27 protein-coding genes are annotated in these 26,281 nt (G+C 75.1%); 20 read left to right on the forward strand and 7 right to left on the reverse strand.

Annotation, left to right across the window (positions count from 1 at the left end):
- Nucleotides 1-7 precede the first annotated feature (7 nt).
- Nucleotides 8-211: a hypothetical protein gene (locus BMW27_RS01080; RefSeq protein ID WP_091437825.1), complete on the reverse strand. Its 204-nt coding sequence runs from the start codon at nt 209-211 to the stop codon at nt 8-10.
- 124 nt (nt 212-335) lie between these two features.
- On the opposite strand from BMW27_RS01080, the gene BMW27_RS01085 reads away from it, so the two are divergent.
- From BMW27_RS01085 to gcvP, 12 genes are all read left to right on the forward strand, one after another.
- Entirely contained in the window at nt 336-536 is a 201-nt protein-coding gene (locus BMW27_RS01085) for a DUF1918 domain-containing protein (protein WP_091437828.1), read from the forward strand.
- 5 nt (nt 537-541) lie between these two features.
- Nucleotides 542-2,632: an elongation factor G-like protein EF-G2 gene (locus BMW27_RS01090; RefSeq protein ID WP_091437832.1), complete on the forward strand. Its 2,091-nt coding sequence runs from the start codon at nt 542-544 to the stop codon at nt 2,630-2,632.
- A gap of 281 nt (nt 2,633-2,913) precedes the next feature.
- Nucleotides 2,914-3,585, forward strand: a complete 672-nt coding sequence (clsA, locus tag BMW27_RS24230; RefSeq protein WP_091437838.1) for a cardiolipin synthase ClsA — start codon at nt 2,914-2,916, stop codon at nt 3,583-3,585.
- Nucleotides 3,582-4,502 carry a DUF881 domain-containing protein gene (locus BMW27_RS01100; protein WP_091437842.1) on the forward strand — a complete coding sequence of 307 codons (921 nt, stop codon included), beginning with the start codon at nt 3,582-3,584 and terminating at the stop codon, nt 4,500-4,502. Before clsA ends, BMW27_RS01100 begins: the two co-directional genes overlap by 4 nt.
- A 2-nt stretch (nt 4,503-4,504) precedes the next feature.
- The gene (locus BMW27_RS01105) at nt 4,505-4,837 is read left to right on the forward strand and encodes a small basic family protein (protein ID WP_072913992.1); all 333 of its coding nucleotides are present in this window, start codon (nt 4,505-4,507) and stop codon (nt 4,835-4,837) included.
- A complete protein-coding gene (locus BMW27_RS01110) occupies nt 4,834-5,778 on the forward strand; it encodes a DUF881 domain-containing protein (protein ID WP_091437845.1) in 945 nt (314 codons plus the stop codon). Before BMW27_RS01105 ends, BMW27_RS01110 begins: the two co-directional genes overlap by 4 nt.
- A 40-nt stretch (nt 5,779-5,818) precedes the next feature.
- Nucleotides 5,819-6,223 (forward strand): glycine cleavage system protein GcvH, encoded by a 405-nt coding sequence (gene gcvH / locus BMW27_RS01115; RefSeq protein WP_091437848.1) that lies wholly within the window; start codon nt 5,819-5,821, stop codon nt 6,221-6,223.
- 254 nt (nt 6,224-6,477) lie between these two features.
- Nucleotides 6,478-6,990, forward strand: a complete 513-nt coding sequence (gene odhI, locus BMW27_RS01120; RefSeq protein WP_012948792.1) for an oxoglutarate dehydrogenase inhibitor Odhl — start codon at nt 6,478-6,480, stop codon at nt 6,988-6,990.
- Between the two features lie 52 nt (nt 6,991-7,042).
- A complete protein-coding gene (gene ftsR / locus BMW27_RS01125) occupies nt 7,043-7,768 on the forward strand; it encodes a transcriptional regulator FtsR (RefSeq protein WP_245743237.1) in 726 nt (241 codons plus the stop codon).
- A 122-nt stretch (nt 7,769-7,890) separates the two neighbouring features.
- Nucleotides 7,891-8,382 carry a bifunctional nuclease family protein gene (locus BMW27_RS01130; RefSeq protein WP_012948790.1) on the forward strand — a complete coding sequence of 164 codons (492 nt, stop codon included), beginning with the start codon at nt 7,891-7,893 and terminating at the stop codon, nt 8,380-8,382.
- A 399-nt stretch (nt 8,383-8,781) separates the two neighbouring features.
- Nucleotides 8,782-9,354 (forward strand): MerR family transcriptional regulator, encoded by a 573-nt coding sequence (locus tag BMW27_RS01135; RefSeq protein WP_091437851.1) that lies wholly within the window; start codon nt 8,782-8,784, stop codon nt 9,352-9,354.
- Between the two features lie 158 nt (nt 9,355-9,512).
- Nucleotides 9,513-12,509, forward strand: coding sequence for an aminomethyl-transferring glycine dehydrogenase (gene gcvP, locus BMW27_RS01140; protein WP_091437854.1), 2,997 nt, complete (start codon nt 9,513-9,515; stop codon nt 12,507-12,509).
- A gap of 539 nt (nt 12,510-13,048) precedes the next feature.
- On the opposite strand, the gene coaA is transcribed toward gcvP, so the two are convergent.
- A complete protein-coding gene (coaA, locus tag BMW27_RS01145) occupies nt 13,049-14,011 on the reverse strand; it encodes a type I pantothenate kinase (protein WP_091437858.1) in 963 nt (320 codons plus the stop codon).
- A gap of 122 nt (nt 14,012-14,133) precedes the next feature.
- Between coaA and BMW27_RS01150 the strand changes: the two genes are divergently transcribed.
- Entirely contained in the window at nt 14,134-14,940 is an 807-nt protein-coding gene (locus tag BMW27_RS01150) for a GNAT family N-acetyltransferase (RefSeq protein ID WP_091437861.1), read from the forward strand.
- Between the two features lie 2 nt (nt 14,941-14,942).
- Here BMW27_RS01150 and BMW27_RS01155 read toward each other — a convergent pair whose 3' ends face one another.
- On the reverse strand, nt 14,943-15,848 hold the full coding sequence (locus BMW27_RS01155) for a class A beta-lactamase-related serine hydrolase (RefSeq protein WP_245743238.1): 906 nt from the start codon (nt 15,846-15,848) through the stop codon (nt 14,943-14,945).
- 111 nt (nt 15,849-15,959) lie between these two features.
- A complete protein-coding gene (locus tag BMW27_RS01160; protein WP_091437867.1) occupies nt 15,960-16,505 on the reverse strand; it encodes a YbhB/YbcL family Raf kinase inhibitor-like protein in 546 nt (181 codons plus the stop codon).
- Between the two features lie 182 nt (nt 16,506-16,687).
- Between BMW27_RS01160 and BMW27_RS01165 the strand changes: the two genes are divergently transcribed.
- Together BMW27_RS01165 and BMW27_RS01170 are read left to right on the forward strand one after the other, a co-directional pair.
- The gene (locus tag BMW27_RS01165) at nt 16,688-17,419 is read left to right on the forward strand and encodes a beta-phosphoglucomutase family hydrolase (RefSeq protein ID WP_091437869.1); all 732 of its coding nucleotides are present in this window, start codon (nt 16,688-16,690) and stop codon (nt 17,417-17,419) included.
- A 73-nt stretch (nt 17,420-17,492) separates the two neighbouring features.
- Nucleotides 17,493-19,856: a glycoside hydrolase family 65 protein gene (locus BMW27_RS01170; RefSeq protein WP_091437872.1), complete on the forward strand. Its 2,364-nt coding sequence runs from the start codon at nt 17,493-17,495 to the stop codon at nt 19,854-19,856.
- A 66-nt stretch (nt 19,857-19,922) separates the two neighbouring features.
- Here BMW27_RS01170 and BMW27_RS01175 read toward each other — a convergent pair whose 3' ends face one another.
- Complete coding sequence (locus BMW27_RS01175; protein WP_091437874.1) at nt 19,923-20,627, reverse strand: M50 family metallopeptidase; 705 nt, start codon at nt 20,625-20,627, stop codon at nt 19,923-19,925.
- Nucleotides 20,628-20,973: 346 nt separating this feature from the next.
- Nucleotides 20,974-21,339 carry a VOC family protein gene (locus BMW27_RS01180; protein WP_245743239.1) on the reverse strand — a complete coding sequence of 122 codons (366 nt, stop codon included), beginning with the start codon at nt 21,337-21,339 and terminating at the stop codon, nt 20,974-20,976.
- Nucleotides 21,340-21,471: 132 nt separating this feature from the next.
- Here BMW27_RS01180 and BMW27_RS01185 point away from each other — a divergent pair, with 132 nt between their 5' ends.
- Both BMW27_RS01185 and BMW27_RS01190 read left to right on the forward strand, forming a co-directional pair.
- Nucleotides 21,472-21,714: a PIN domain-containing protein gene (locus BMW27_RS01185; RefSeq protein ID WP_175486265.1), complete on the forward strand. Its 243-nt coding sequence runs from the start codon at nt 21,472-21,474 to the stop codon at nt 21,712-21,714.
- A gap of 506 nt (nt 21,715-22,220) precedes the next feature.
- The gene (locus BMW27_RS01190) at nt 22,221-22,466 is read left to right on the forward strand and encodes a hypothetical protein (protein ID WP_012948777.1); all 246 of its coding nucleotides are present in this window, start codon (nt 22,221-22,223) and stop codon (nt 22,464-22,466) included.
- An 18-nt stretch (nt 22,467-22,484) separates the two neighbouring features.
- Here the strand turns inward: BMW27_RS01190 and BMW27_RS01195 are convergent, their stop codons facing one another.
- Nucleotides 22,485-22,907: a hypothetical protein gene (locus BMW27_RS01195; RefSeq protein WP_245743240.1), complete on the reverse strand. Its 423-nt coding sequence runs from the start codon at nt 22,905-22,907 to the stop codon at nt 22,485-22,487.
- Nucleotides 22,908-23,060: 153 nt separating this feature from the next.
- Here BMW27_RS01195 and BMW27_RS01200 point away from each other — a divergent pair, with 153 nt between their 5' ends.
- From BMW27_RS01200 to BMW27_RS01210, 3 genes are all read left to right on the forward strand, one after another.
- Nucleotides 23,061-23,837, forward strand: coding sequence for a glycerophosphodiester phosphodiesterase family protein (locus BMW27_RS01200; protein ID WP_091437885.1), 777 nt, complete (start codon nt 23,061-23,063; stop codon nt 23,835-23,837).
- 139 nt (nt 23,838-23,976) lie between these two features.
- Entirely contained in the window at nt 23,977-25,329 is a 1,353-nt protein-coding gene (locus tag BMW27_RS01205) for an MFS transporter (RefSeq protein WP_091437888.1), read from the forward strand.
- Nucleotides 25,326-26,048, forward strand: coding sequence for a thymidine kinase (locus BMW27_RS01210; RefSeq protein ID WP_091437891.1), 723 nt, complete (start codon nt 25,326-25,328; stop codon nt 26,046-26,048). The genes BMW27_RS01205 and BMW27_RS01210 overlap by 4 nt, the downstream gene beginning before the upstream one ends.
- Nucleotides 26,049-26,281: the final 233 nt, after the last annotated feature.

Here is a 26,281-nt window from a genome sequence, read left to right on the forward strand (position 1 = left end):
GGAGGAGTCAGGCCGGCGCGCGGCGGGCGCACTCCCGACAGGGCGACGCCGACCCCAGCCCGCGCCGCCCCGACCAGCTGCCCTGGACGACGGCGACCGGGGTCCCGCAGACGGCCACCCACGGCGGCGGCCCGTCGGCGGCCTCGCGGGGGACGGCGTGCGCGAGCCCGCTCTCCTGGTCCCGGCCGGCCGCGTGCTGGGAGCTCGTCACGACACCAGCATGGGCTCCGGCCGGACGGGAGAGGCGACGGGCCCGGGTCCCTTGATCGGTCCGGGCCCCGGAGGCAGGCTGTGACCCACAGCACACAGACGGGGGCAGCCGCCAGGAGGTCGTCGTGCAAGCACGCGTCGGGGACCGGATCGTCGTCCGGTCCACCCACCAGGGAGAAGCCGAGCGCACCGGCAGGGTGCTCGAGGTCAGGGGAGAGAGCGGAGGGCCGCCGTACGTCGTCCGGTGGGACCCCGACGGGCACACCGGCGTCTTCCACCCGGCCGCGGGCACCTGCGCCGTCGTCCCCGAGCCGGCGAACGGCTGAGCGGCGTGGGCAAGGAGACCGTCGCCGCACCGGGCCCGCGGTCGGCCGAGAAGGTACGCAACGTGGCCCTGGTGGGCCACGCGGCCGCGGGCAAGACCACCCTCGCCGAGGCGCTGCTGGTCGCCACCGGCGCGCTCCCCCGGGCCGGGCGGGTCGAGGACGGCACCACCTGCCTGGACAGCGAGGAGGTGGAGGCCCGCCAGCAGCGCTCGGTGTCGCTGGGCGTGGCCACCGTCGAGCACGCCGGGCACCGCATCACCCTGCTGGACACCCCCGGCTCGCCGGACTTCGTCGGCGAGCTGCGGGCCGGGCTGCGCGCGGCCGACGCCGCGCTGTTCGTCGTCTCCGCCGTCGGCGGCGTCGACGCCACCACCGTCCAGCTGTGGGAGGAGTGCGCGGCGGTCGGCATGCCGCGCGCCGTCGTGGTCACCCAACTGGACCGCCCCCGCGCCGACGTCGACGACGCCGTCCGCTCCTGCCGCACGATGCTCGGGGACGGCGTCCTCCCGCTGCACCTGCTGCAGCGCGGACCGGACGGCGCGGTCACCGGGCTGGTCTCCCTGCTGGAGCCGCACCCGGACGCCGAGCTGGGGGGAGCGGGCGAGCAGGACGCCGAGCAGCTCCGCGCCGAGCTGATCGAGGGGATCATCGGCGAGAGCGAGGACGAGACCCTCATGGACCGCTACCTCGGCGGCGAGGAGCTCTCCGTCGCCGACCTGGTCGCGGACCTGGAGACCGCGGTGGCCCGCGGCCACTTCCACCCGGTCCTGTGCGTGTCCCCGCTGACCGGCGTCGGCGTCGCCGAGCTGCTCGACCTGCTCGTCTCGGCGTTCCCCTGCCCGGTGGAGCACGGCTGCCCGCCGGTCACCCGCCCCGACGGCTCCCCGGCGTCCCCGCTGTCGTGCGACCCCGACGGCCCGCTGGTCGCCGAGGTCATCAAGACGACGACCGACCCCTACCTCGGCCGCGTCTCGCTGGTGCGGGTCTTCTCCGGCACCCTGCGCCCGGACACCCCGGTGCACGTCTCCGGGCACGGCCTGGCCGACCGCGGCCACCCCGACCACGACGCCGACGAGCGGATCGGCGCGATCTCCTGCCCGCTGGGGGCGACGCTGCGCCCGGTCGCCGCCTGCCCGGCCGGGGACATCTGCGCGGTCGCCCGGCTCACCAGCGCCGAGACCGGCGACACCCTCTCCTCGCCCGACGACCCGCGGCTGGTGCCGCCCTGGGACCTGCCCACCCCGCAGCTCCCGGTCGCCGTGGAGGCGGCGTCCCGGGCCGACGAGGACCGGCTGGCCACGGCGCTGTCCCGGCTGGTCGCCGAGGACCCGACCGTCCGCCTGGAACGGCGTGCCGACACCGGTCAGCTGCTGCTGTGGTGCGTCGGCGACGCGCACGCCGAGGTGCTGCTGGAACGGCTGCGCACCCGGCACGGCGTCGCGGTCGCCACGGTGCCGGTTCGGGTGCCCATGGTGGAGACCCTCGCCGGGGCGGTGCGGGTCACCGGCCGGCACGTCAAGCAGTCCGGTGGGCACGGCCAGTACGCCGTCGTCGTTGTCGAGGCCGAGCCCGGCCCGCCCGGTTCGGGCATCGTCTTCGAGCAGCGCATCGTCGGCGGCACCGTGCCCAGCCAGTTCCACGGCAGCGTGGAGAAGGGCATCCGGGCCCAGGCCGAGCGCGGGATCGCCGGCGACCGGCCGATCGTCGACGTGCACGTGACCCTCGTCGACGGCAAGGCGCACTCGGTGGACTCCTCCGACGCCGCCTTCCAGGCCGCCGGCGCGCTGGCGCTGCGCGAGGCGGCCGCGGCCGCCGGCACCCGGGTGCTGGAGCCGTGGTGCGAGGTGCAGGTGGCGGTGCCGGGGGAGTACGTCGGTGCGGTGATGAGCGACCTGTCCGGACGGCGGGCGCGGGTCACCGGCAGCGACGCCGACCCCGAGCGCGACCGGACGACGGTGCGCGCCGAGGTCCCCGAGGTCGAGCTGCTCGGCTACGCCGGGGCGCTGCGCTCGGTCTCCCACGGCACCGGCAGCTTCTCCCGCCGCCCGCTGGGCCACGAGCCGGCGCCCGCGTCGCTGACCGCCGTCCCCGCCTGAGGGAGGACCACCCTCCTCTCCACGCCTCGCAGGCCCGGCGCGGGCCCTGGCGGGTGGCCGTTGCAGGACCTCACCTGGCTCGCGCCGAGCCCCGGGACGGGCCGGCGGCACCCCGGGGACGGGGCCGCGGCGGGGCCTGCCGGGCGCCGCCCTCCGGGGGCTCGCGCAGGCCCCGGGACGCCTCCCGGCGGGTACGGGTCGGGCTCCCGGTGCGCCGCCCCGGGGAGCGTCGGCGCGGGACACTAGCCTCGGGGGCCGGTGACCAGGGGTGCGGAGGTGTCGTGACGTCGTCCAACGGGCCGTCGGCCGACGCCTCGGCCCGGCCGGGGGCCGGCGGGGTGGGGGGCTCCGGCACCGTGGCCGACCGCAACCTGCTGCCCGACCGGGTGTGGACGCTGCCGAACGGGCTGTCGGTGGTGCGGCTGCTCGGGGTCCCGCTGTTCCTGTGGCTGCTGCTGGGGCCGGAGGCCGACGGCTGGGCCGTGGTCGTGCTCATGGTCGCCGGGGCCACCGACTGGGCCGACGGCAAGCTGGCGCGCAGCCTCGGGCAGTCCAGCCGGCTGGGAGCCCTGCTCGACCCGGCCGCCGACCGCCTGTACATCGTCGCCACGCTGATCGCCTTCGTGCTGCGCGACGTCGTCCCGCTGTGGCTGGTCGCCGCCCTGGTGGGGCGCGAGCTGGTGCTGGGTCTGGCGCTGCTGGTGCTGCGCGCCCACGGCTACCCGCCGCTGCAGGTGCACTACCTGGGCAAGGCGGCGACCTTCATCCTGCTCTACGCCTTCCCGCTGCTGCTCCTGGCCGACGGCGACGGGCCGGTCGCGGCCGTCGTGGCGCCCGTCGCGTGGGCGCTGACCGTCTGGGGCAGCGCCCTCTACCTCCTCGCCGGCGTCCTCTACGTCGTCCAGGTCGTCGGGCTGGTCCGCGCCGAGCGGGCCGGCGGGAGCCCGCCGTGACCACCCTGCAGCGCGGCGGCGGGCCGCGCTCGCTGGGCGCCTCGCTGCTCGACCAGGTGCTCGCCGAGACCCTCGACCCGGCCTACGCCCAGGCCGCGCGGGCCCGCGCGGCGCGCGCCGCGGGGGAGGAGGTCCCGCGGTCCCGGCGGCGCCAGGGACAGCTCGCCGTCGCCGCGGTCCTGGCCGTCGCCGGTGTGCTGGCCGCGGTCACCTACGACCAGGCCGCAGCCGGCGCCCAGGGCCGCGAGGAGGTGCGCATGGCGCTGGTCGCCGAGATCGAGGGGGAGTCGGCGACCACCGACCGGCTCGCCGCGGACCTGGAGACGCTGCGCGGGCAGGTCACCGGCGCCCGGGACGACGCGCTGGCCGCCACCGCCGTCGGGCAGCGGGCACTCGACCGGCTGGCCGGCGCGGAGCTCGCCGCCGCGGTGGTCCCGGTCAGCGGCCCCGGCCTGCTGGTCACCCTCGCCGACGCCGGACCCGACGCCGACGCCGATCCGGTCGGCGGGACGGCGGAGGCCGACCCCCGCGGCCAGGTCCGCGACGGAGACCTGCAGCTGGTGGTCAACGCGCTGTGGGCGTCCGGCGCCGAGGCGGTGAGCATCAACGGCCAGCGGCTGGGCCCGACGACGGCGATCCGCTTCGCCGGCGAGGCGGTCCTCGTCGACTTCCGGCCGGTCACCAACCCCTATCTGGTCAGCGCGGTCGGTGACCCGGGGTCGCTGCGCGGCCGGTTCCTGGCCAGCCCCGAGGTCAACGCCCTCGCCGTCATCTCCGACACCTACGGACTGCGCTTCGAGTTCGCCCAGGAGGACGAGCTGTCCCTTCCCGCCGGGAGCCTCCCCGAGCTCCGATCCGCCGTCCCGGTGTCCGCGGTGCCGCCTGCACCGGCTCCCGAGACCGCGCCGGGGGGCTGACCGTGATCCCGATCCTCGGCCTGGCCGCCGGCATCCTGCTCGGGCTGGTGTTCGACCCCACCGTGCCGCTGTGGCTGCAGCCCTACCTGCCGATCGCCGTGGTCGCCGCCCTCGACGCCGTCTTCGGCGGCTTCCGCGCCCGGCTCGACGGGATCTTCGACGCCAAGGTGTTCGTCATCTCGTTCGTGTCCAACGTGGTGGTGGCCGCGCTGGTGGTGTTCCTCGGCGACCAGCTCGGCGTGGGCGCGCAGCTGTCCACGGCCGTGGTCGTGGTCCTGGGCATCCGCATCTTCGGCAACGCCGCGGCCATCCGCCGGCACGTGTTCCGGGCATGAGCGGGCCGCAGCGCCCGGCGCCCGGGCCCGGTGAGCGGCCGGAGGACGACGTCCACCCCGGCGACGACGCGCCCGACCTCGACGCGCCGGACCGCGACGCGCCGGACCGCGACGCGCCGGACCGCGACGCGCTCGACCGCGATGCCCCTGACCGCGGTGCCCCTGACCGCGGTGCCCCCGGAGCCGGCGCGGACGCCGACCCGCCGGCGTCGGAGCCGCCGGCCCCGGCGGCGGCTGCGCCGCGGCGGCGCGGGCGCGACCCGCTGGCCGCGGCGCTGATCGGCGTCCTCACCCTGCTGCTCGGCTTCGCCTTCGCCGTCCAGGTGCGCACCACGGGGACGGGGGAGGACTACTCGACCCTCCGCGAGGAGGACCTGGTCCGCATCCTCGACGACCTCGACGCCCGTGAGGACCGGCTGCGCGAGCAGATCGCCGACCAGCGCGCGGCCCTGCGGGAGCTGAACAGCTCCGACAGCCAGTCCGAGGCCGCGCTGCAGGAGGCGCGAGAGCGGGCCGAGGCGCTCGGCATCCTCAACGGCACCGTCGCCGCCCAGGGCCCCGGCCTGCTCATGACCGTCCGCGACCCGGAGGGCCGGGTGCGGGTCGCCGACCTGCTCGACGCCGTCCAGGAGCTGCGCGGCGCGGGAGCGGAGACGATGCAGATCGACGGCGTCCGCGTCGGGGTCTCCACGGCGGTCACCGGCGAGCCGGGGCAGCTGCGGATCGACGGCACCGCGGTGCAGAGCCCGTACGAGATCCGGGTCATCGGCTCACCGCAGGACCTGCAGACGGCGATGAACATCCCCGGCGGCGTCGTCGACCGGGTCGGCCGGCAGGGCGGCACCGTCGACATCGAGCAGTCCCCGAGCGTCCTGGTGGACGCGTTGCGGCAGCTGGACCGGCCTCAATACGCTCAACCCGACACCGACGACGGCAACTGACGCCGCGCCGGCCCCACCCCCTCCGACGAGGAGCCGCTGCATGACCACGCCCGACGACCGCCGCTACACCGAGCAGCACGAGTGGGCCCTGCTGCAGCCGGGTGGGGGCGAGGGCGCCGTCGTGCGGGTCGGCATCACCGACCACGCCCAGGACGCGCTGGGCGACATCGTCTTCGTGCAGCTGCCCGAGGTCGGCACCGAGGTCGCGCTCGGCACCGCCATCGGCGAGGTGGAGTCGACCAAGTCGGTCTCCGACGTCTACGCACCGGTGGCCGGCGTCGTGACCGCGGCCAACGAGGCCCTCACCGACGCGCCGGAGACCATCAACGCCGACCCCTACGGGGAGGGCTGGCTGGTCGAGATCACCGTCGCCGGGGACGGCGACGACCCCACCGGGGCGCTGCTGGACGCCGCCGCGTACCAGGCCCTGGTCGACGCGACCTGACCTGCCCCGGGCCCCCGGCGGGGGTCACTATGCTCCCCCCGTGGGGGAGCCGCGCGGCCCCCTGGGTGGGCGCCGAGCCTCACCCTGTACGTTCGGTTGACCCTCGGGTCGGCCGCTGGTTCCATGACCCACGGCCCGCCGTGCACGACGCGGCGACCGACCCACGACGGGCCGTCCGGCCCGCCGTCCGCCGGCCGCCCACGGCCAGACCCCAGGCCCGCGGCGGAGCCACCCCTGCACCGGAGGAGACAGACGTGCACTGCACTCGTTGTGGCCACAACAACCCCGAGGGCAGTCGCTTCTGCGCGCAGTGCGGCGCGGCGCTGTCCCAGGAGCGGATCGGGGAGTCCACCAGCGTCATCCCCAAGGTGGGTGGCGAGGACTCCGCCGAGACCCCCGAGGTCACCGAGGCCGACGCCCACGCCGGCGCGGTGGAGTCGCTGCCCGCGGGCTCGGCCCTGCTGGTCGTCAAGCGCGGCCCCAACGCCGGTAGCCGCTTCCTGCTCGACCAGGACGTCACCACCGCCGGCCGGCACCCCGACAGCGACATCTTCCTCGACGACGTGACCGTCAGCCGCCGGCACGTGGAGTTCCACCGCGAGGGCGGCGGCTTCTCGGTGCACGACGTCGGCAGCCTCAACGGCACCTACGTCAACCGCGAGCCGGTCGACGTCGCGACGCTGGCCGGGGGTGACGAGGTGCAGATCGGCAAGTTCCGCCTCGTGTACCTGACCGGCCCGCGCACGGGCGAGCCCGCCGGCGCGTGACCCGACGGGCGGCCCGGGGGTCGGGGACGGTGCCGGCAGCACGGACGGCGGCGTGAGCGCGGTGCCCTCGCGCGCCGACGAGCCCGAGGAGCGCGACGAGCGGCACGCGCCGCGCCTCACGATCGGCGAGGTGCTGACCGTGCTGCGCGAGGACTTCCCGGACGTCACGATCAGCAAGATCCGGTACCTGGAGTCCGAGGACCTCGTGCACCCCCAGCGCACGCCGTCGGGGTACCGGAAGTTCTCCTCGGCCGACGTGGCCCGGCTGCGGTACGTGCTGGGCGCCCAGCGCGACCAGTACCTGCCGCTGCGGGTCATCAAGGACCACCTCGCGGCGCTCGACCGCGGCGAGCCCCTGCCCGGCAGCACGCCTCCGGCGGCACCGCCGCCGGAGGAGGACGCCGACACCGGCAGCCTGACCGGCGAGCAGTTCGCGCGGGCGTCGGGGCTCGAGCCCGGGCAGCTGGCCGCCTGCGTGCAGTTCGGGCTGCTCACCCCCGACGCCGACGGGCGGCACCCCGCGGCCGACCTGCCGATCGCGCGGGCCGCCGCCGGGCTCGCCCGGCACGGCATCGAGCCGCGGCACCTGCGCGTCTACCAGAACGGCGCCGAGCGGGAGGCCGGGCTGGTCGAGCAGCTGGTCGCGCCGGTGCTGCGGGCGCGCTCGGAGGAGGCCCGCAACCGGGCGACGGAGAAGCTGCGGGAGCTCGCGGGGCTCTCCGCCCAGCTGCACGGAGCCCTGCTGGAGGCACGCCTCCGGGACCTGCTGCGCCCCTGACTCGGGCGTACCGTGGTCGGAGCCGGGCTCCGAGTCCGCGGCCCCGGCGCCGAGCCGTCGTCCACCAGCCGCCCCTACCGATCCACCGCCCGTTCCCGGGCCGCAGCTGAGGGAGCCCCACCGTGCAGGAACTCAGAGTCGTCGGCGTCCGGGTCGAGCTGCCCGGGAACCAGCCGATCCTCCTGCTCAAGGAGACGCAGGGGGAGCGGTACCTGCCCATCTGGATCGGTGCGGTCGAGGCGGCCGCGATCGCCTTCGAGCAGCAGGGGGTGCGCCCGGCCCGGCCGATGACCCACGACCTGCTGCGCGAGGTGGTCCGCGCGCTCGGCGCGGAGCTCGAGGCGGTCAACATCACCGAGATGCGCGACGGCATCTACATCGCCGAGCTGGTGTTCGGCGACGACCGGGTCGTCAGCGCCCGCCCGTCGGACGCCGTCGCCCTCGCCGTCCGCACCGGTGCGCCGATCTTCGGCGCCGAGGACCTGCTCGACGAGGTCGGCATCGAGATCCCCGACGAGCAGGAGGACGAGGTCGAGAAGTTCCGCGAGTTCCTCGACCAGATCTCCCCGGAGGACTTCGGCGCCGGTTCCGGCTCGGGCGGCGGCCCCGCCTGAAGGAGGACCACCGCCCGGGGGCGGTGGGCGCGGGCCCGGTGGGTCCTCGAGGGTGGCCGTTCCACCTCGTCGCCACGAGCGGGACGCCGGGGCACGGGCCGGCGGGTGTGTGGCACGTGGAACTGCTGTGACGGCAGAGGCGGGTGCGGCGGGTCGTCGCGGTCGGAGGCGGGTTCCAGGTCAAGGGCGGGGCGAGGTGCGCCGATACCCCTCTGATGGGTGAGTGCCGCGACACGCCGCCCTCCTCAGTTGACCCACCCCAGGGCCCGGCTTACGGTCGGCGAACAACAGCGGTGGAAGTACTGGCACGCGACGCAGCAGCCCGCCTGCAGCGACACGAACCCGGTGCCCACCGCGGGGACCGCGGCGTCGGCTGCGGGAGCAGAGGAGGACGCTGACGTGAGCGACCAGAGCAAGGGCTCCCAGGGTCAGCTCTTCAGCGACGCTGCCGTGGGCGCGCCGTCCTACGACGAGGTCGACAGCGACCTCGTCGGGTACCGCGGCCCGACGGCGTGTGCCGCTGCCGGCATCACCTACAGGCAGCTGGACTACTGGGCCCGTACCGGCCTGGTCGCACCGTCGGTGCGCAGCGCCACCGGCTCGGGCACCCAGCGGCTGTACTCCTTCCGCGACATCCTGGTGCTCAAGGTCGTCAAGCGGCTGCTCGACACCGGCGTCTCGCTGCAGAACATCCGCAAGGCCGTCGACCACCTGCGCAACCGCGGGATCAAGGACCTCGCCAACGTCACGCTCTTCTCCGACGGCGCCACGGTGTACGAGTGCACCTCCGCCGAGGAGGTCGTGGACCTGCTCGCCGGTGGTCAGGGCGTCTTCGGCATCGCCGTCTCCGGCGCGCTGCGCGAGCTCTCCGGCGAACTGGCCGAGCTGCCGGCCGAGCGCATCGACGGGGCCCCGCTGCACACCACCGACGACGAGCTCTCCCTGCGCCGCCGCCGCCGCGCCGCGGTGTGAGGCGGTGACACCGTCGGCCTCAGGCCGACACCGCGGCCACGTGCCGTCACCCTGCCGGGCCGAGTTCCCCCGCCCCACCTCGTCGGACCGCGCCTGACGTCGGTCGCCTCGTCCGCGCACCCGCCGCCGTCCGCTCAGCCGCTGGTAGCGTCGTGGTAATGGCGGACCGTGCCCCTGAGCCCCTGCCCGCACTCGCCGCGCTGGACCCTGCGGGGTCCTTCGCCGCCCGGCACATCGGCCCGCGAGGCGACGAGACGCAGGCGATGCTCGCCGCCGTCGGTCACCCGACGCTGGAGTCCCTGGTCGACGCCTGCGTGCCCGAGGGGGTCCGCGACCGGACGCCGCTGGACCTGCCGCCGGCCGCCGACGAGGCCACCGTGCTGCGGCTGCTGCGCGAGCGCGCCGAGGCCAACGACGTCTTCACCTCGATGATCGGGCTCGGCTACTCCGGCACGGTCACCCCCGCGGTCATCCAGCGGACCATCCTGGAGAACCCCGCCTGGTACACCGCCTACACGCCCTACCAGCCCGAGATCAGCCAGGGCCGGCTGGAGGCGCTGATCAACTTCCAGACGGTGGTCGCCGACCTCACCGGCCTGCCGGTCGCCGGCGCCTCGATGCTCGACGAGGCGACCGCCGCCGCCGAGGCGATGACACTGGTCCGCCGGGCCGGCCGGGCCCGGCCCGAGGCGGTCTTCGTCGTCGACGAGGACACGCTGCCGCAGACCCTCGCCGTCCTGCGCACCCGCGCCGAGCCGCTCGGCATCGCCCTGCACGTCGCCGACCTCTCCGCCGGCTGGCCCACCGACCTGCCCGAGGCCGGGGCGTTCGGCGTGCTGCTGTCCTACCCCGGGGCCAGCGGCGCCGTCCGCGACCACCGGGCGCTCGCCGCGGCCGCGCACGAGGCCGGCGCCGCGGTCGTCGTCGCCGCCGACCTGCTGGCGCTGACGCTGCTGGAGTCGCCGGGGGCGTGGGGCGCCGACGTCGCCTGCGGCAGCTCCCAGCGGTTCGGCGTCCCCATGGGGTACGGCGGCCCGCACGCCGGCTACCTGTCGGTGCGCGAGGGGCTGGCCCGGCAGCTGCCCGGCCGGCTGGTCGGCGTCTCGGTCGACGCCGACGGCGACGTCGCCTACCGGCTGGCGCTGCAGACCCGCGAGCAGCACATCCGCCGGGAGAAGGCGACCAGCAACATCTGCACCGCGCAGGTGCTGCTCGCCGTCATGGCCGGCGCCTACGCCGTCTACCACGGCGCGGAGGGGCTGACCGCGATCGCCGCCCGCGTGCACCGCAGCGCGCAGGCCCTGGCCGGCTGGCTGCGCGCGGGCGGAGTGGACGTCGTCCACGACCGGTTCTTCGACACCGTGCACGCCCGGGTGCCCGGCCGGGCCGCCGAGGTGGTCGCCGCGGCCGCGCAGCAGCGCATCAACCTGCGGCTGGTCGACGCCGACACCGTCGGCGTCGCCTGCGACGAGACGACGACGGTCGACACGCTCCGCGGGGTCGCGAAGGCCTTCGGCGTCCCGGCGGACGACGCGACGCCGGACGACGGCGGTGCCGACGCGCTGCCGGCCGAGCTGCGCCGCCGCACCCCGTTCCTGACCCACCCGGTCTTCTCCGCGCACCGGTCGGAGACCGCGCTGCTGCGCTACCTGCGCTCGCTCGCGGACAAGGACCTGGCGCTGGACCGCACGATGATCCCGCTCGGCTCCTGCACGATGAAGCTGAACTCCGCGGTGGAGATGGCCGCGATCACCTGGCCGGAGTTCGCCCAGCTGCACCCGTTCGCCCCGGCCGAGCAGGCCCGCGGCTACCGGCAGCTGATCGACGAGCTGTGCACCGCGCTGGCCGAGGTCACCGGGTACGCCGCGGTGAGCGTGCAGCCCAACGCCGGCTCGCAGGGGGAGTTCGCCGGGCTGCTGGCCATCCGCGGCTACCACCGCTCCCGCGGCGAGGCGCACCGCGACGTCTGCCTCATCCCGTCCTCGGCGCACGGCACCAACGCCGCCAGCGCGGTGATGGCCGGGATGCGGGTGGTCGTGGTGGCCTGCGACGAGGCCGGCAACGTCGACGTCGCCGACCTGCACGCCAAGGTCGACCAGCACGCCGAGCGGCTGGCCGCCATCATGATCACCTACCCGTCGACGCACGGGGTGTTCGAGGCCGACATCCAGGAGATCTGCGGCGCCGTGCACGACGCCGGCGGCCAGGTCTACGTCGACGGCGCCAACCTCAACGCGATGGTCGGCCTGGCCAAGCCCGGCCGGTTCGGCTCCGACGTCAGCCACCTGAACCTGCACAAGACCTTCTGCATCCCGCACGGCGGCGGGGGCCCCGGTGTCGGGCCGATCGGCGTCCGGGAGCACCTGGTGCCCTTCCTCCCCGGCCACCCGCTCGTCGACACCGGGACGCAGGGCCCGGCGGTCGCGGCCGCGCCGTGGGGGTCGGCGGGCATCCTGCCGATCTCCTGGGCCTACGTGCGGCTGATGGGTCCCGACGGGCTGCTGCGGGCCACCGAGCAGGCCATCCTCGCCGCCAACTACGTCGCCACGCGGCTGCGCGAGCACTACCCGGTGCTCTACACCGGCGCCGACGGGCTCGTCGCGCACGAGTGCATCCTCGACATCCGGCCGCTGACCAAGACCACCGGGATCACCAACGACGACATCGCCAAGCGGCTGGTCGACTTCGGTTTCCACGCCCCGACGATGAGCTTCCCGGTCGCCGGCACGCTGATGGTCGAGCCGACCGAGAGCGAGGACAAGGGCGAGCTGGACCGCTTCGTCGACGCGATGGTCGCCATCCGTGCGGAGATCGAGAAGGTGGCCACGGGGGAGTACGACCGGACCGACAACCCGCTGCGCAACGCCCCGCACACCCTCGCCATGGTGGCGGGGGAGTGGGACCGGCCCTATCCGCGCGAGGTCGCCGTCTACCCGGTGCCGGCGCTGCGCGGCCGGGGCTACCTCGCACCGGTGCGCCGGATCGACCAGGCCTACGGCGACCGCAACCTGGTCTGCTCCTGCCCGTCGCCGGAGGCCTTCGCCGAGCCCGAGCCGGCCCCGGGGCCCGTGGCCCGCGTCCCGGACCGCGCCGAGGGCGCTCCCGACGACCTGGGGACGGCGGCCGACGCGGTCCCCGCCGGCGCGCCGGCCTGACGGTGGTCGGCCCCGCCAGGGGTATCGCCGCGAGCTCCCCGACCGGGCAGTGGACTTTGAAGCGGAGTCGGGCCGGGCTCCGGCCGTGACGGTCAGCAGGCTGTGGCGCCGGTCGACGCCGGCGCCACAGCATCCGCGCGTCTGCCGTACTCCCGTTATCCTCAACTAAACGCCGCACCGGCAGCACCGGCGACGACCGGTGACGGTGGGGAAGGGGCCCGCCTCCCCGGTCCTCGACGTCGACATGGGGGCGCCACGGCCGTCGCCGGCGGCGATGCCGGGCGCACCCCGAGCGCGCCGGGGCCGACCCGATGGCGCTGCGGCGCCCGACGCTGCAGCCTCGGTGTCGCCGGCGCCCGTCCTGGCCACGGCCCCGTCGCACCGGACGCGGCGACGCGCCGCCGCGAGCGCCGACGGCCAGCACCACGGTCGGTGCGCGGCGAGTCGCTCGCCGATCAACCGTTATCCCCAACGGCCGCACGACACCGATAAGCGAAACGACCAAGGACCACGGCGATGGCCCCGACTCGCGCGTCGGCTCAGATCTTCCGCAGCAGGACCCGGCGCACCTCGTGGTCGGCGGCCTTCTGCAGCACCAACCGGGCGCGGGAGCGGGTCGGGGCGATGTTGTCGCGCAGGTTGGGGCCGTTGACGGCCGCCCAGATGCCGAGAGCCGTCTCGCGGGCCTGCTCGTCGGTCAGGCCGGCGAAGCGGTGGAAGTAGGCACTGGTGTCGGCGAACGCCGTCCGCCGCAGCGCGAGGAAGCGCTCGACGTACCACTGCCGGATGTCGGACTCCGCAGCGTCGACGTAGACCGAGAAGTCGAAGAAGTCGGACAGGAACACCTCGGGGGCGCGGCCGTCGGCCGGGCGCCCGGCCTGCAGCACGTTGAGCCCCTCCAGCACGAGGATGTCCGGCCGGTCGACCACCTGCCGGGCATCGGGGACGACGTCGTAGGACAGGTGGTCGTACAGCGGGGCGCTGACCTCGCCGCGGCCGGACTTCACGTCGGCGAGGAAGCGCAGCAGCGCCCGCCGGTCGTAGCTCTCCGGGAAGCCCTTGCGCCCGAGCAGCCCGCGGGCCGCCAGCTCGGCGTTGGGCAGCAGGAACCCGTCGGTGGTCACCAGGTCGACCCGGGGGCTGCCCGGGCCGGCCGCCAGCAGCGTCTGCAGCAGCCGGGCGGTGGTGCTCTTGCCGACGGCGACGCTGCCGGCCACCGCGATCACGTAGGGCACCTTGGCCGTCGAGTCGCCCAGGAACTCGCTGCGGGCCGCCCACAACCGGCGGCTGGCCTCCACGTGCAGCCGCAGCAGCCCGGCCAGCGGCAGGTAGACCGTCGTCACCTCGTCGAGGTCGATCCGGTCACCGAGGCTGGCCAGCGACTCCAGCTGCGTCGCGTCCAGGGGCAGCGACGTGCCCGCCGCGAGCGCGCGCCACGAGGCGCGGTCGAAGACCGCGTAGGGCGACACCTGGGGTCGTGCCGCCGCCGTCACGCCGCCCATCCCACTCCTGTCACGGCCTCCATCGTGCCGTCCGCCCCCGGTGCCTCACCCGCCCGGGTGGCTCCCGGGCGCTCGAGCGGCCATCGGCGGACGCCGTCGCACCCTCCGTCTAGGGTGCCGGTGTGTCCCTGCCCCCCGGGCTGCTCGAACGCGTCGAGCGGTACTTCGCCGCGGCACCGCTCCCGGACGCGCGCATCGAGACCGCCGGCGGTCTCGACGTGCCGGTCGGCAGCCCCATGTGGCCCTACCCGGCGCGGCCGCGACCGGGGGAGACGGTGAGCGCCGACGACGTCCGCGCGGCCGCCGCGCTGCAGCGGGCCGCGGGCCTGCCGGTGGCGCTCGAGTGGGTGTGCGAGGACGCGCCGACGGTCGAGGCGGCCGTGCGCGCCGCCGGGCTGGCCGTGGACTCCTCGCCCCTGCTGGTCGCCGCGGATCCGGTGGAGCTGCTGCTGCCCTCCGGCGTGCGGCTGTACCTGGTGGGCGCCGAGGACCCCGAGCTGCCGCGCTACGAGCGGCTGGCGTCGATCGCCTTCGCTCACCCGGGGCCGCGCTCGGAGGCGGGCGGCCCCTCGGTCGGCGCGGCCCTCGGCTCCCCGCGCACCGCGGTGCTGCGCGAGCGGATCGCGACCGGCCGCACGGTCATGATGGTCGCGGTCGAGGACGGCGAGCCGGTCGCGGTCGGCACCCACCACCCGGTGGACGTCGACGGCGCGGAGGTCTCCGAGATCGCCGGCGTGGCCACCCTGCCCCGGCTACGGGGGCGAGGGCTCGGCGCGGGGCTGGCCTCGGCGCTCACCGCGCACGCCCGGGAGACCGCCGAGCTGGTGTTCCTGGTGGCCGGGGACGACGACGTCGCGCGGGTCTACGAACGGACCGGCTTCGCCCGCCTGGCGACCGTGGGCGTGGCCGACCTCGCCGACGGGGTCTGAGCTCAGGAGCCCGTCGGCGGCGGCACCGCAGCGGCGGCCTCGTCCAGCGCCGCCCTGGCCGCGTCCCAGCCCACCGACCGGGGCACCTCGCTGAGCAGCACCACCACCCGACCGCCGGCGATCCCCACCGAGTGCAGGTGCCGCTGGCCGCTGAGGCAGCACATCCAGCCCTGCTTGACCGCGGCCCCGGGCAGCGTCCCGAACACGCCGTACTGCTGGTCGAAGCCGTCGGAGGCGACCGGGGTCGCGGTGCCCATCCAGCCCTGCAGCGCGGCGGCGTCGTCCGGGTGGGCGATGACCGGCAGGCGGGCGAGGAACCGGGCCAGGTCGGCGGCGGTCGTCGTCGTCTCGCCCCACTGCCCCCACCGGAGGGGCGGTGCGGTGCCGGTCAGGCCGTAGCGGGTGGCGACGTCGCGCACCGCCTGCGCTCCGCCGAACCGCACCCAGACGTCGGAGGCCGCGGGGTCGTTGGAGCTGCGGATCATCACCTCCAGCTGCGCGCGGTCCTCGGGGGTCAGGGCGAGGGCTCCGGTGCGCGCCCGGTGCAGGACGTCCTCGGCGAGGAAGAGCTTGACCAGCGAGGCGGTGGGGAAGGGCCGGTCGGCCAGTTCGCTGCCCGCCGTGCGGGCCTGGACCCGGGCGCTGTGGGCCTCGGCGGCGCGGATGGACCCGCCGGTCAGGCGCTCCTCCTGGCGGGCGACGACCACGGCGAACGTGCCGACGTCCCCGTGGGCCGCCATCACGGCCGGGACGATCTCGGCGGGAGCGACGTCGTGCTCCGCCGCCGCCCGCCGCGGGGTCACGACCTCGGCGAGCAGCAGCGCGAGCAGGACGACCGCCACCAGGGCCGGCGGCACACCCCGGTGGACGCGACGGGACCAGGTCCGCTGCGCCCGAGCCGTGTCCACACCGTCATGGTTCCCCTACCAGATGACAGCCAGCTGAACGTTCAAGCAGCGGGGGTGTGTCGTGCGCGCACCGCGTCCGTGACGTCGCGGTGCGGTACGAGACCGGGCCGTTCAGTCCTGCGCGTAGGTCCCCACGAGCACCGCGCGGCCGAGGGTGTGGCCGAAGAGGTTGAAGCCGAGGAGCGCGGGGGAGGCGTCCGGGGTGACGTCGAGCCGCTCGACGTCGACGGCGTGCACCGTGACGTAGTAGCGGTGCGGTCCGTGGCCGGCCGGGGGTGCGGCACCGACGTAACCGGGGAAGCCGGCGTCGTTGCGCAGCTGGACGGCGCCCTCGGGCAGCCCGGACCCCTGCTGGTCGCCGGCTCCAGCGGGCAGCTCGGTGACCGAGACCGGGATGTTGGCCACCGCCCAGTGCCAGAAGCCGCTGTGGGTGGGGGCGTCGGGGTCGAAGACGGTGATCGCGAAGCTCCGGGTGCCCTCGGGGAAGCCCGACCAGGACAGCTGCGGCGAACGGTCCTCGCCGCCGGCGCCCATGACCCCGCTCACCTGCGGCGAGGACAGCGGCTCGCCGTCGCTGACGTCGGTGCTGGTCACCGCGAAGCCCGGGACCTGCGGCAGGAAGTCGTAGGGGCTGGGGGGCGTCGGGCGCTCGGCCATGGGCGCTGTTCTCCTCGAACCTCGCGGGTGGGCGGGGACGGGCGTCCCGCGCCGACCCTAGAAGGACCCCGTCCTCCCCGCCCCCCGCAGGCTCAGGGCGGGGGCCCGGGACGGGGCCACCCCGCGGTGAACAGCGGGTTTCCGGCCCGGCGGGGGCGCGCGGACGCCGGTAGCGTCGTGTCGTGCTCGGTCTCCCCGGCTCGATACGTGCCTGCCTGTTCGACCTGGACGGCGTCCTCACCCGGACGGCGACCGTCCACATGGCCGCCTGGAAGCGCACGTTCGACGAGTTCCTGCGCCGCAGCGACCCCGCGGCCGGGGAGTTCACCCAGCAGGACTACAACCGCTACGTCGACGGCAAGCCGCGCCTCGACGGGGTGCGCGATTTCCTGGCCAGCCGCGGCATCGTGCTGCCCGAGGGGACGCCGGACGACCCGCCGGACGCCGCCACGGTGCACGGGGTGGGCCTGCGCAAGAACCAGCTGGTGCACGCCGAGCTCGCCGAGCACGGCGTCGAGGTCTACCCCGGCTCGATCCGCTACCTGCGGGCGGCCAGGGAAGCCGGCCTGGCCACCGCGGTGGTCACCGCGTCGCGCAACGGCGCCGAGGTGATCGCGGCCGGCGGCTTCGCCGACCTGGTCGACACCCGGGTGGACGGCGAGGTCGCGGCGGCCCAGGGGCTGCGCGGCAAGCCCGCCCCGGACACCTTCCTGGCCGGCGCCCGGGCCCTGGGGGTGCAGCCGGCGGAGGCCGTCGTCTTCGAGGACGCGCTGGCCGGGGTGGCCGCCGGCCGGGCGGGCGCGTTCGGCTACGTCGTCGGCGTCGACCGGGTCGGGCAGGCCGAGGCCCTCGCGGCGTCCGGCGCGGACGTCGTCGTCCAGGACCTGGCCGAGCTGCTGGACGGCTCGAGGTGACCGAGCCGGCGAGGTCCCCCGTGCTCGCGGGGCGGCCCGGCGCGGGGCCGACGAGCGCCGGCGAGGGGTCACCGTGACCGAGGGGCGGCCACACTTCCCGATCGAGCCGTGGGCGCTGACCGAGACGGGCCTGGACCACGCGTCCCTCGCCGTCCACGAGTCGGTGTTCGCGCTGTCCAACGGGCACATCGGCATGCGGGGGTCGTTCGAGGAGGGCGAGCCGGTCGTCGTCCCGGGCACCTACCTCAACGGCTTCTTCGAGGAGCGGCCGCTGCCCTACGCCGAGGCCGGGTACGGCTTCCCGGAGCAGGGGCAGACCGTGGTCAACGTGACCGACGGCAAGCTGATCCGGCTGCTGGTCGGCGACACCCCGCTGGACCTGGACTACGGCGAGATCATCGAGCACCGGCGCACGCTGGACCTGCGCCGCGGCCTGCTGCGCCGCAGCACCGAGTGGCGCTCGCCGAACGGGCGGGTGGTGACCGTGACGAGCACCCGGATGGTCTCGCTGCGCCGCCGCTCGATCGCCGCCATCGAGTACACCGTGGAGTGCACCGACGGGCAGGGGGACCTCTACATCGCGCTGCAGTCGGACCTGCTGGCCAACGAGCCGGTGGACAGCGGCTCGGAGGCCGACGACCCGCGCGCGGCCGCGGCGCTGGCCCGCCCGCTGGTCAACGAGATGGCCGTGGCCCGCGGTCAGCGGGCGGTGCTGGTGCACCGCACCAAGCGCAGCCGGCTGCGGATGGCCGCCGGGATGGACCACGTGGTGGAGGTGCCCGACACCTCGACGGCCGACATCGAGGCCGGGGAGGACCTGGCCCGCTTCGCCCTCGCCGCCCGGCTGCCGCAGGGCTCGTCGGTCAAGCTGATCAAGTTCCTCTCCTACGGCTGGTCCTCCCGGCGGTCGGCGGCGGCGCTGCGCGACCAGGTGGAGGGGGCGCTGGCCACCGCCAAGCTCGCCGGCTTCGAGCGGCTGCTGCGCGAGCAGCGCGAGGTGCTCGACGAGCACTGGCAGCACGCCGACGTCGAGATCGAGGGGGACGACGAGCTGCAGCAGGCGGTGCGGGTCGGCGTCTTCCACCTGCTGCAGGCCGGGCTGCGGGCCGAGCGCCAGCCCATCCCGGCCAAGGGGCTGACCGGTCCCGGCTACGACGGGCACACCTTCTGGGACACCGAGACCTACGTGCTCCCCGTGCTCACCTACATCGCCCCGGCCGCGGCGCGCGACGCGCTGCGCTGGCGGCACTCCACCCTCGACCTGGCCCGTGACCGGGCCCGGGAGCTCGGGCTGGCGGGCGCGACCTTCCCGTGGCGCACGATCCGCGGGGAGGAGACCTCGGGCTACTGGCCGGCGGGGACGGCGGCCTTCCACATCAACGCCGACATCGCCGACGCCGTCGTCCGGTACCACCACGCCACCGCCGACGAGGAGTTCGACCGCGACCACGGCGCCGAGCTGCTGATCGAGACCGCCCGGCTGTGGGCCTCGCTGGGGCACTTCGACGACGAGCACGGCTTCCGCATCGACGGCGTCACCGGCCCCGACGAGTACACCGCCGTCGTGGACAACAACGTCTACACGAACCTCATGGCGCAGCGGAACATGCGCGAGGCGATCGCGGCGGTGCAGCGCCAGCCCGACGTCGCCGGCCGGCTGGGTGTCACCGAGGACGAGACCACCCGCTGGGACCGCGCGGCCGCGCTGATGGCGGTGCCCTACGACACCCGGCGCGGCGTGCACATGCAGTCCGACGCCTTCACCCACCACGAGGAGTGGGACTTCGAGGCCACCCCGCCGGACTGCTACCCGCTCCTGCTGCACTACCCGTACTTCGACATCTACCGCAAGCAGGTGATCAAGCAGGCGGACCTCGTGATGGCGTTGCACCTGCGCGGCGACGCCTTCACCCCGGAGGAGAAGTGCGCCGACTTCGCCTACTACGAGGCGCGGACGGTGCGCGACTCCTCGCTGTCGGCCACCCAGCAGGGCGTGGTGGCTGCCGAGACCGGCCACCTGGCGCTGGCGTACGACTACTGGGGCGAGGCCACCCTGACCGACCTGCAGAACCTGCACGGCAACTCCGGGCACGGCCTGCACATCGCCTCGCTGGCCGGCGGCTGGACGGTGGCGGTCGCCGGGTTCGGCGGCATGCGCGACCACGACGGGCGGCTGCAGTTCGCCCCCCGTCTGCCGGAGCGGATCACCCGGCTGCGGTTCCGGCTGAACTACCAGGGCCGGGCGCTGGTGGTGACCGTGTCGCCGACGGAGGCCACCTACCGGCTCACCGAGGGCGAGCCGCTCGACGTGCACCACCACGGGCGCAGGCTCACCGTGACCGAGGACGAGGTGACCGCCGACATCCCGCCCGCACCGGAGGTGGCGCCGGTGCAGCAGCCGCACGGCGTGGCCCCCCGGCGGCGCGGCCGGCGCTGAAAGAGGGCTCTCCTGCCCCCACCGCTCGCAAGCTCGCGGCGGGACCTGCGGGAGGGCCGGGAGGAACTAGCCGAGCAGCCACCAGCCGCCGAGGAGCAGCGCGCCCACGTCGACCAGCAGGAAGACCCCGACCCACAGCACCGCCGGCAGGCGGGTGAGGCCGGCCAGCTGGTCGGCGTCGGAGTGCGGCGCGGCCCGGCGGCGGCGGGCCCGCTGCAGCTCCAGGACCGTCTTCGGCGCGGCCAGCAGCAGGAACCACGTCCCGGCGGCCGCGAACGCCGCCTGCCCGGCCGGCGGCAGCCACCCGGTCACGGCCAGCACGACGGCGCCGGTGACCAGCACCGCCCACAGCCCGTACCAGTTGCGGATCTGCACCAGCAGCGCCGCCAGCAGGCCCAGCAGCGCCCACAGCAGCCCCACGGCGTGGCCGGCGGCCAGCAGGGCCGCTGCCCCAAGACCGAACAGCGCCGGGCCGGTGTAGCCCGCCGCGCAGGTGAGCACCATCCCGAAACCGGTGGGTCGCCCCGCCGACACGGTCAGCCCCGAGGTGTCCGAGTGCAGCCGGATGCCGGCCAGCCGACGGCCGGCGGCCAGGGCGACCAGCCCGTGCGCGCCCTCGTGGGCGATGGTCACGACGGTCCGGGCCGGCCGCCACAGGGCGGGGGAGAGGACGACGACAGCGGCCGCCAGGAGTGCGCCCACCAGGACCGTCGTCGGCAGCTGGGGGAGCGGAGTGGTCACGCGGGCCCAGAACTCCTCGACGACGTCCACGGTGCGGAGTCAACCGCACGCAGCTGGGAACCCGGCTCGGCCGACACGGTCACGAGCGACGGAGTGCTCGCCGATGTGGATGAGGTGGCAGCGGTGTAGGTCGGTCCGGACCGCCGCGAGGACTACATCCGTTATCCCCAGCATACTCTCAAAACTACGGAACAAACAACTGAACAGCGACACGTGGACCCGCCGCACCGGCCGGAAACTCAGACGGTGTCCGGCAACGATGTCCGGCAACGGTGTGGACGCAGCGACGGCAGCGCTGACACCGACGACGGTCAGCAGGGGAGAGACTTCCTGTCCTGGGACGGGGGAGGACTCGACGGGGGAGTCGCGGCAGACCTCAGGCGGACGTCGTCGTCAGGTTCACGGCGTTGCCATCCGGGTCCTTCACGTGGGCGACGCGCTGGCCCCAGGGCATGTCGTTGGCAGGAGCCGGCGCCTGGCCGCCGAGCGACGCGACCCGGGACAGGGCGGCGTCGACGTCGGGCACCTCGACGCTCAGCAGGACGCGCCCCGCCGGAGCCCCCTCGACACTGTCGTCGGCGACGATGCCCAATTCGGAGTCGCCGATCCGGAGGCCGAGGTAGAACGTCGGACCGCCGTCGGGTGTACGGCTGGCCTCCGTGGCCCCGGTGACGCCGGCGTAGAAGCGCGCCAGGCGCTCGAGGTCGTGCGTGATGATCATCGGGGTGACGGTGCTGGGCACGGGATTCCTCTCGGTGGGGACGTCGTTGGGTGGACCCCCCGGCACCGGCGGACTCATCGGTCGCTGCTCCGCAGTGCGCCGGGACGGTGTGGCGCCGGCTCGGCGGCGGATCGGGCGCAGCGACGTCACGTGATGGAAGAGTCGATCGACCGACCGGCCGACGGTGCGCGCGGCCATCGCCGATCGGCGGCGCCGGTCGTGTGTCGGCAGCATGGGCGGGGCAAGCTGACGATCACCGGAGAGCTCGCCGAGGAATCCGAACGCCAGGGTTCCGACGAGCTGCCGGTCACCGTGGAGGACGGTGCCGCAGCCGGTGCACTCCCGCGAGACCAGGCGGTCGTCGTCCTGATCGATCGGGGAGGCCTCCTGCCTTGACTAGTTGACATAATGTGCATTATCGGCGCGGCGTCGAGGACTCGAGAGGGGCTGGTTGCGCCGCCGGATCCGGTGCTCTGGCCGGCCGCCTCGGCGTTGTCGACACCACCCATCCGGCGACGTCTCGACGGGCCGTCCAGCACGCCGGCTCGTCGACCGGCCGCCCTGCGCCCGTTGCCGGCCCGCCGTCGACGCGGGTGTCGATCGCCGGATCCCCGACGTGCTCCGGGTCTCGCGGGTCGATCGCGTCACCCTGGTGATCAGCTCCGCCGGTCGTCGCGGGTCTTGGCGCACGTCCAGTGGCGAGCCAGGAGCCGCGACCGTGGTCTCAGCGGATCGCCGGAGATGCGGCTCCGCGGCCGGCACCTACCTGGTCCCCCGCGACCGCGTCCTGCCCACCTGTCCCCGGCCATCCACCCATCCGTCATTACGTCACTGTGACGCAATGACGGATGGGTGACTGCCCTCGACGGGCGCGCTGCACGGGCGCTGCCTAGGGTCGAGACATGCAACTCCGACGCCCGATCGCCGCACTCGTGACCGCCTTGGCGCTCTTCGGAGGCGGCGCGACGATGACCGCCTGTCAGGCATCCGGGCAGGACGCGAACGACGGGACCACCGACGAGAACGTGCCGCCGAACGTCGAGACCGACGACGAGTCCGACCCGTCGCAGGACAACGTGCCGGACCTGTCCGACCCGCAGGACGGTGTCGAGCAGGGCAACGGCAACGACGACTCCGACGACGGCTGACGCCTGACGCTGGTGCGGTCAGCCGGCGGCGCGCTCGGAGACCCAGAGCTTGTCGAGCCGGCCGGTCGACCGCACCAGGTCCTGCAGGGAGCGCTCGAGCTCGGCCTTGGTGTGCCGCTCGCCGAGGAGCGTCTCGACGTCCTCGATGGCGCAGCGCAGTTGGTACAGCCGGTCCTGCAGACCGTCGAGCTCGGCGCGGGTGACCAGCACGACGTCACCGGACAGGCCTGCCTTCGCCGTCGCCGAGCGTTGCTCGTAGGCCCGCTGCCGGCAGGCCTGCCCGCAGTACTGGCGCGGCCGGCCGACCGACCCCTGCTGGGGGAGCACACGGCGGCACCAGCCGCAGCGACGCTCGGCGCCGCTCCCCCTGCGGGGGCTGGGCAGCCCGGTCTCGGTGGTTGCCTCCTCGGGGATCGTCCGGACGGTGTCTCGCTCTGCCACGCTGGGCACCGTAGACGCCGGTACCGACAGAACCGCAGAACACGCCGGACGCACCTCGTCGACCGGTCGGCACGGGCCGGACGGACCGGTCCGGTGCGACGGGGCGGACGAGGCCCCGACCAGCGCGTGGACCAGCGGCGTTAGCGTGTCGGCGTGGCCCCGGTCCGGTACAGGTTCCTCGACGGGCCGACGCCCATCGCGATGGCCCACCGGGGCGGGGCGATCGAGCACCTGGAGAACACCATGCCGGCCTTCGAGGCCTGCGTGGCCATGGGGTACCGCTACCTGGAGACCGACGTCCGGGTGAGCGCCGACGGGGTGCCGATCGTCTTCCACGACGCGACCCTCGACCGCGTCACCGACCGCACCGGTCGGGTCGACCAGCTGCCGTGGTCGGAGCTGGCCGTCGCCCGCATCGGCGGACGCGAGCCCGTCCTCCGGCTCGAGGACCTGCTCGGCGCCTGGCCCGACGTGCGCGTCAACCTCGACATCAAGGCGCCCGGTGTGGTGGGTCCCCTGGCCCGGACCATCCGGCGGCTGGGGGCCGCCGACCGCATCTGCCTGGGCTCCTTCTCCGACGCCCGGGTCGCCGCGGCCCGCCGCGTGTTCGGTCCGGAGGTGTGCACCTCGCTCGGCCCGCGCGGCGTCGCGGCGCTGCGGTTGTCCTCCTACTCCCCCCGGGCCGCCGGCCTGGTGCGCATCCCGGCCGGCTGCGCGCAGGTGCCCCTCCAGCTGGGCGGCCGGGCGCTGGTCGACGAGCGCTTCGTCGCCGCGGCGCACGCCCGGGGGCTGCAGGTGCACGTCTGGACGGTGGACACGGAGGAGGAGGCGACGGCCGTGCTCGACCTGGGGGTGGACGGGGTCATGACCGACCGGCCGGCGATGCTCCGCGACCTCCTCGAGCGGCGCGGCCAGTGGGGCGCGCGGTGACCGCCGCGGCGGACGACCCGGGCGTCGTCGGGCCGACGCGACCGGTGACCGCGGCCTCCTCCGGCGGCGTTCCCCGGCGACATCCCGGCGCGACCAGCGCCTGCTGGACGGCCCCCACCCGGGCTGACACCCTGCGGCCGTGACGACCGCCGCGACCACCGGGCCGACCAGTTCCCCCGCCGACGTCGCGCTGCGGCGCGAGCGCTTCGGCTGGTACTCCTACGACTGGGCGATGTCGGTGTTCAACACCAGCATCACCACGGTCTTCCTCGGGCCGTACCTCACGTCGGTCGCCGAGGAGGCGGCCGGGCCCGACGGCCGGCTGGGCTTCCTCGGGCTGTCCATCCCGCCGGGCAGCTGGTTCTCCTACGTGCTGTCGGCGTCGGTGCTCCTGCAGGTCCTCGTGCTGCCGCTGACCGGCGCCGTGGCCGACCGGACGGGTCGCAAGCGGGAGATGCTCGCCGGGTTCGCGGCGCTCGGGGCCCTCGCCACCACGGCCCTGTACTTCGTCGCCGACGGCCGCTACCTGCTCGGCGCGGTGTTGTTCATCCTGGCCAACATCAGCTTCGGCGCGGCCACGGTCGTCTACTACTCGTGGCTGCCGGACCTGGCCGGCCCCGACGAGCGCGATGCCGTCTCCAGCCGCGGCTGGGCGTTCGGCTACATCGGCGGGGCGTTGCTGCTCGCCGTCCACCTGGGCCTGGTGCTCGGGGCGCCGTCCCTGGGGCTGACCACCGGCGAGGCGGTGCGGATCTGCCTGGCCACGACGGGCCTGTGGTGGGGCGCGTTCACCGTCTTCAGCGTCTCCCGGCTGCGCAACCGGCCGGTGCGGGAGGCGGCCGACCGGCCGCGCAGCGGGTTCCGCCAGCTGGTGACGACGATGCGCGAGATGCGGGCCTTCCCGCTGACGCTGTGGTTCCTCGGCGCGTACCTGCTGTTCAACGACGGCGTGCAGACCGTCATCTCGCTGTCGGCCACCTACGCCACGGAGGAGCTGGGCCTGGAGCAGTCGGTGCTGACCGGCGCGATCCTGATGGTCCAGGTGGTGGCGATCGCCGGCGCGCTGGGCCTGGGGCGGCTGGCCGGCCGGTACGGCGCCAAGCGGGTCGTCCTGGGTGCCCTGGTGGCGTGGATCGGCGTCCTGCTCGCGGCCTTCTTCCTCGAGGCCGGCGCGGTCGGGCAGTTCTACGCGCTGGCCGCCGTCATCGGGCTGGTGCAGGGCGGCACCCAGGCGCTGTCCCGGTCGCTGTTCAGCCAGCTCATCCCGGCCGGCAAGGAGGCCGAGTACTACGGCTTCTACGAGATCAGCGACCGCGGCACCAGCTGGCTGGGCCCGCTGGCCTTCGGGCTGACCTACCAGCTGACCGGCTCCTACCGGCTGGCCATCGTCAGCCTCGTCGTGTTCTTCGTGGCCGGCTTCGTCGCGCTGGCCGCGCTGCCCATCCGCCGCGCGGTCGTCGCGGCCGGCAACACCCCTCCGGAGCGTCTGTGACCCCCCGCGCCCCTGCCGACGGCGCCACCCTGCTGTCCGTCGTCCCCGCCGCCGGCGACCGCCGCCGCCACCCCGCGCCGGCGCACCTGCGCTTCTTCCACGGGCCGATGGACTGCGGGAAGTCCACGCTGGCCCTGCAGGTCGACCACAACCACAGCCGGCAGGGACGGCGGGGGCTGCTGCTGACCCAGGGCGACCGCTCGGCCGGGCCGCAGATCAGCTCCCGGGTCGGGCTGTGCCGCGAGGCACTCGAGGTGGACGCCGGCACCGACCTGCGGCTGCTGGTGCGCGACCACTGGGCCGCCGGGCACCGGGTGGACTACCTGATCGTCGACGAGGCCCAGTTCCTCACCGCGGACCAGGTCGACCAGCTCGCCGAGCTGGTCGACGAGTCCCACGTCGACGTCTACGCCTTCGGGCTGACCACCGACTTCCGCACCCGGCTGTTCCCGGGCACCCAGCGGCTGCTCGAGGTCGCCGACGACGTGCAGCGCATCCAGGTCGAGGTGCTGTGCTGGTGCGGCCTGCCCGGTCTCCTCAACGCCCGGGTGGTGGACGGCGGGATGGTCCGCGAGGGCGAGACCGTCGTCGTCGCCGACACCGCGCCCACGCCGGCCCCCGACGCCGACGTGCACTACCAGGTGCTCTGCCGCCGCCACCACGTGCTGGGGCAGCTGGGCCCGACCGCGGCCGGCCCGGGGCAGCTCGCGCTCTGCTGAGGTCCCGCGGAGGTCCGGAGAGCCCGTGCGCCTCCACGGCCGTCAGGGTGCCCGGAGGAGGCCGGAGCTCCCTCGTCCGGGGGGTGGTCGAGCGTCGCAATACCACTCCATGCGATGATTCGGGACCGATTCCGCGGAATCTCTCCGCGAACTCTGTCGTTGGTCCTCTTGATCCCGCCGTCCACGGGGTACTGCCCTGTGCGACGGCGAGTCCGGACCGACACCACCAGCAC

The sequence above is a fragment of the Geodermatophilus poikilotrophus genome (assembly GCF_900111455.1).
GTDB classification, from domain to species: Bacteria; Actinomycetota; Actinomycetes; order Mycobacteriales; family Geodermatophilaceae; genus Geodermatophilus; species Geodermatophilus poikilotrophus.

Excerpts from the sequence above, each read along its gene's own strand:
- BMW27_RS01110 (WP_091437845.1), top strand. The coding sequence starts at position 4,834 with ATGAGCGGGCCGCAGCGCCCGGCGCCCGGGCCCGGTGAGCGGCCGGAG.
- gcvH (WP_091437848.1), top strand. The coding sequence starts at position 5,819 with ATGACCACGCCCGACGACCGCCGCTACACCGAGCAGCACGAGTGGGCC.
- gcvP (WP_091437854.1), top strand. The coding sequence starts at position 9,513 with ATGGCGGACCGTGCCCCTGAGCCCCTGCCCGCACTCGCCGCGCTGGAC.
- coaA (WP_091437858.1), bottom strand. The coding sequence starts at position 14,011 with ATGGGCGGCGTGACGGCGGCGGCACGACCCCAGGTGTCGCCCTACGCG.
- BMW27_RS01160 (WP_091437867.1), bottom strand. The coding sequence starts at position 16,505 with ATGGCCGAGCGCCCGACGCCCCCCAGCCCCTACGACTTCCTGCCGCAG.
- BMW27_RS01185 (WP_175486265.1), top strand. The coding sequence starts at position 21,472 with ATGGAAGAGTCGATCGACCGACCGGCCGACGGTGCGCGCGGCCATCGC.
- BMW27_RS01190 (WP_012948777.1), top strand. The coding sequence starts at position 22,221 with ATGCAACTCCGACGCCCGATCGCCGCACTCGTGACCGCCTTGGCGCTC.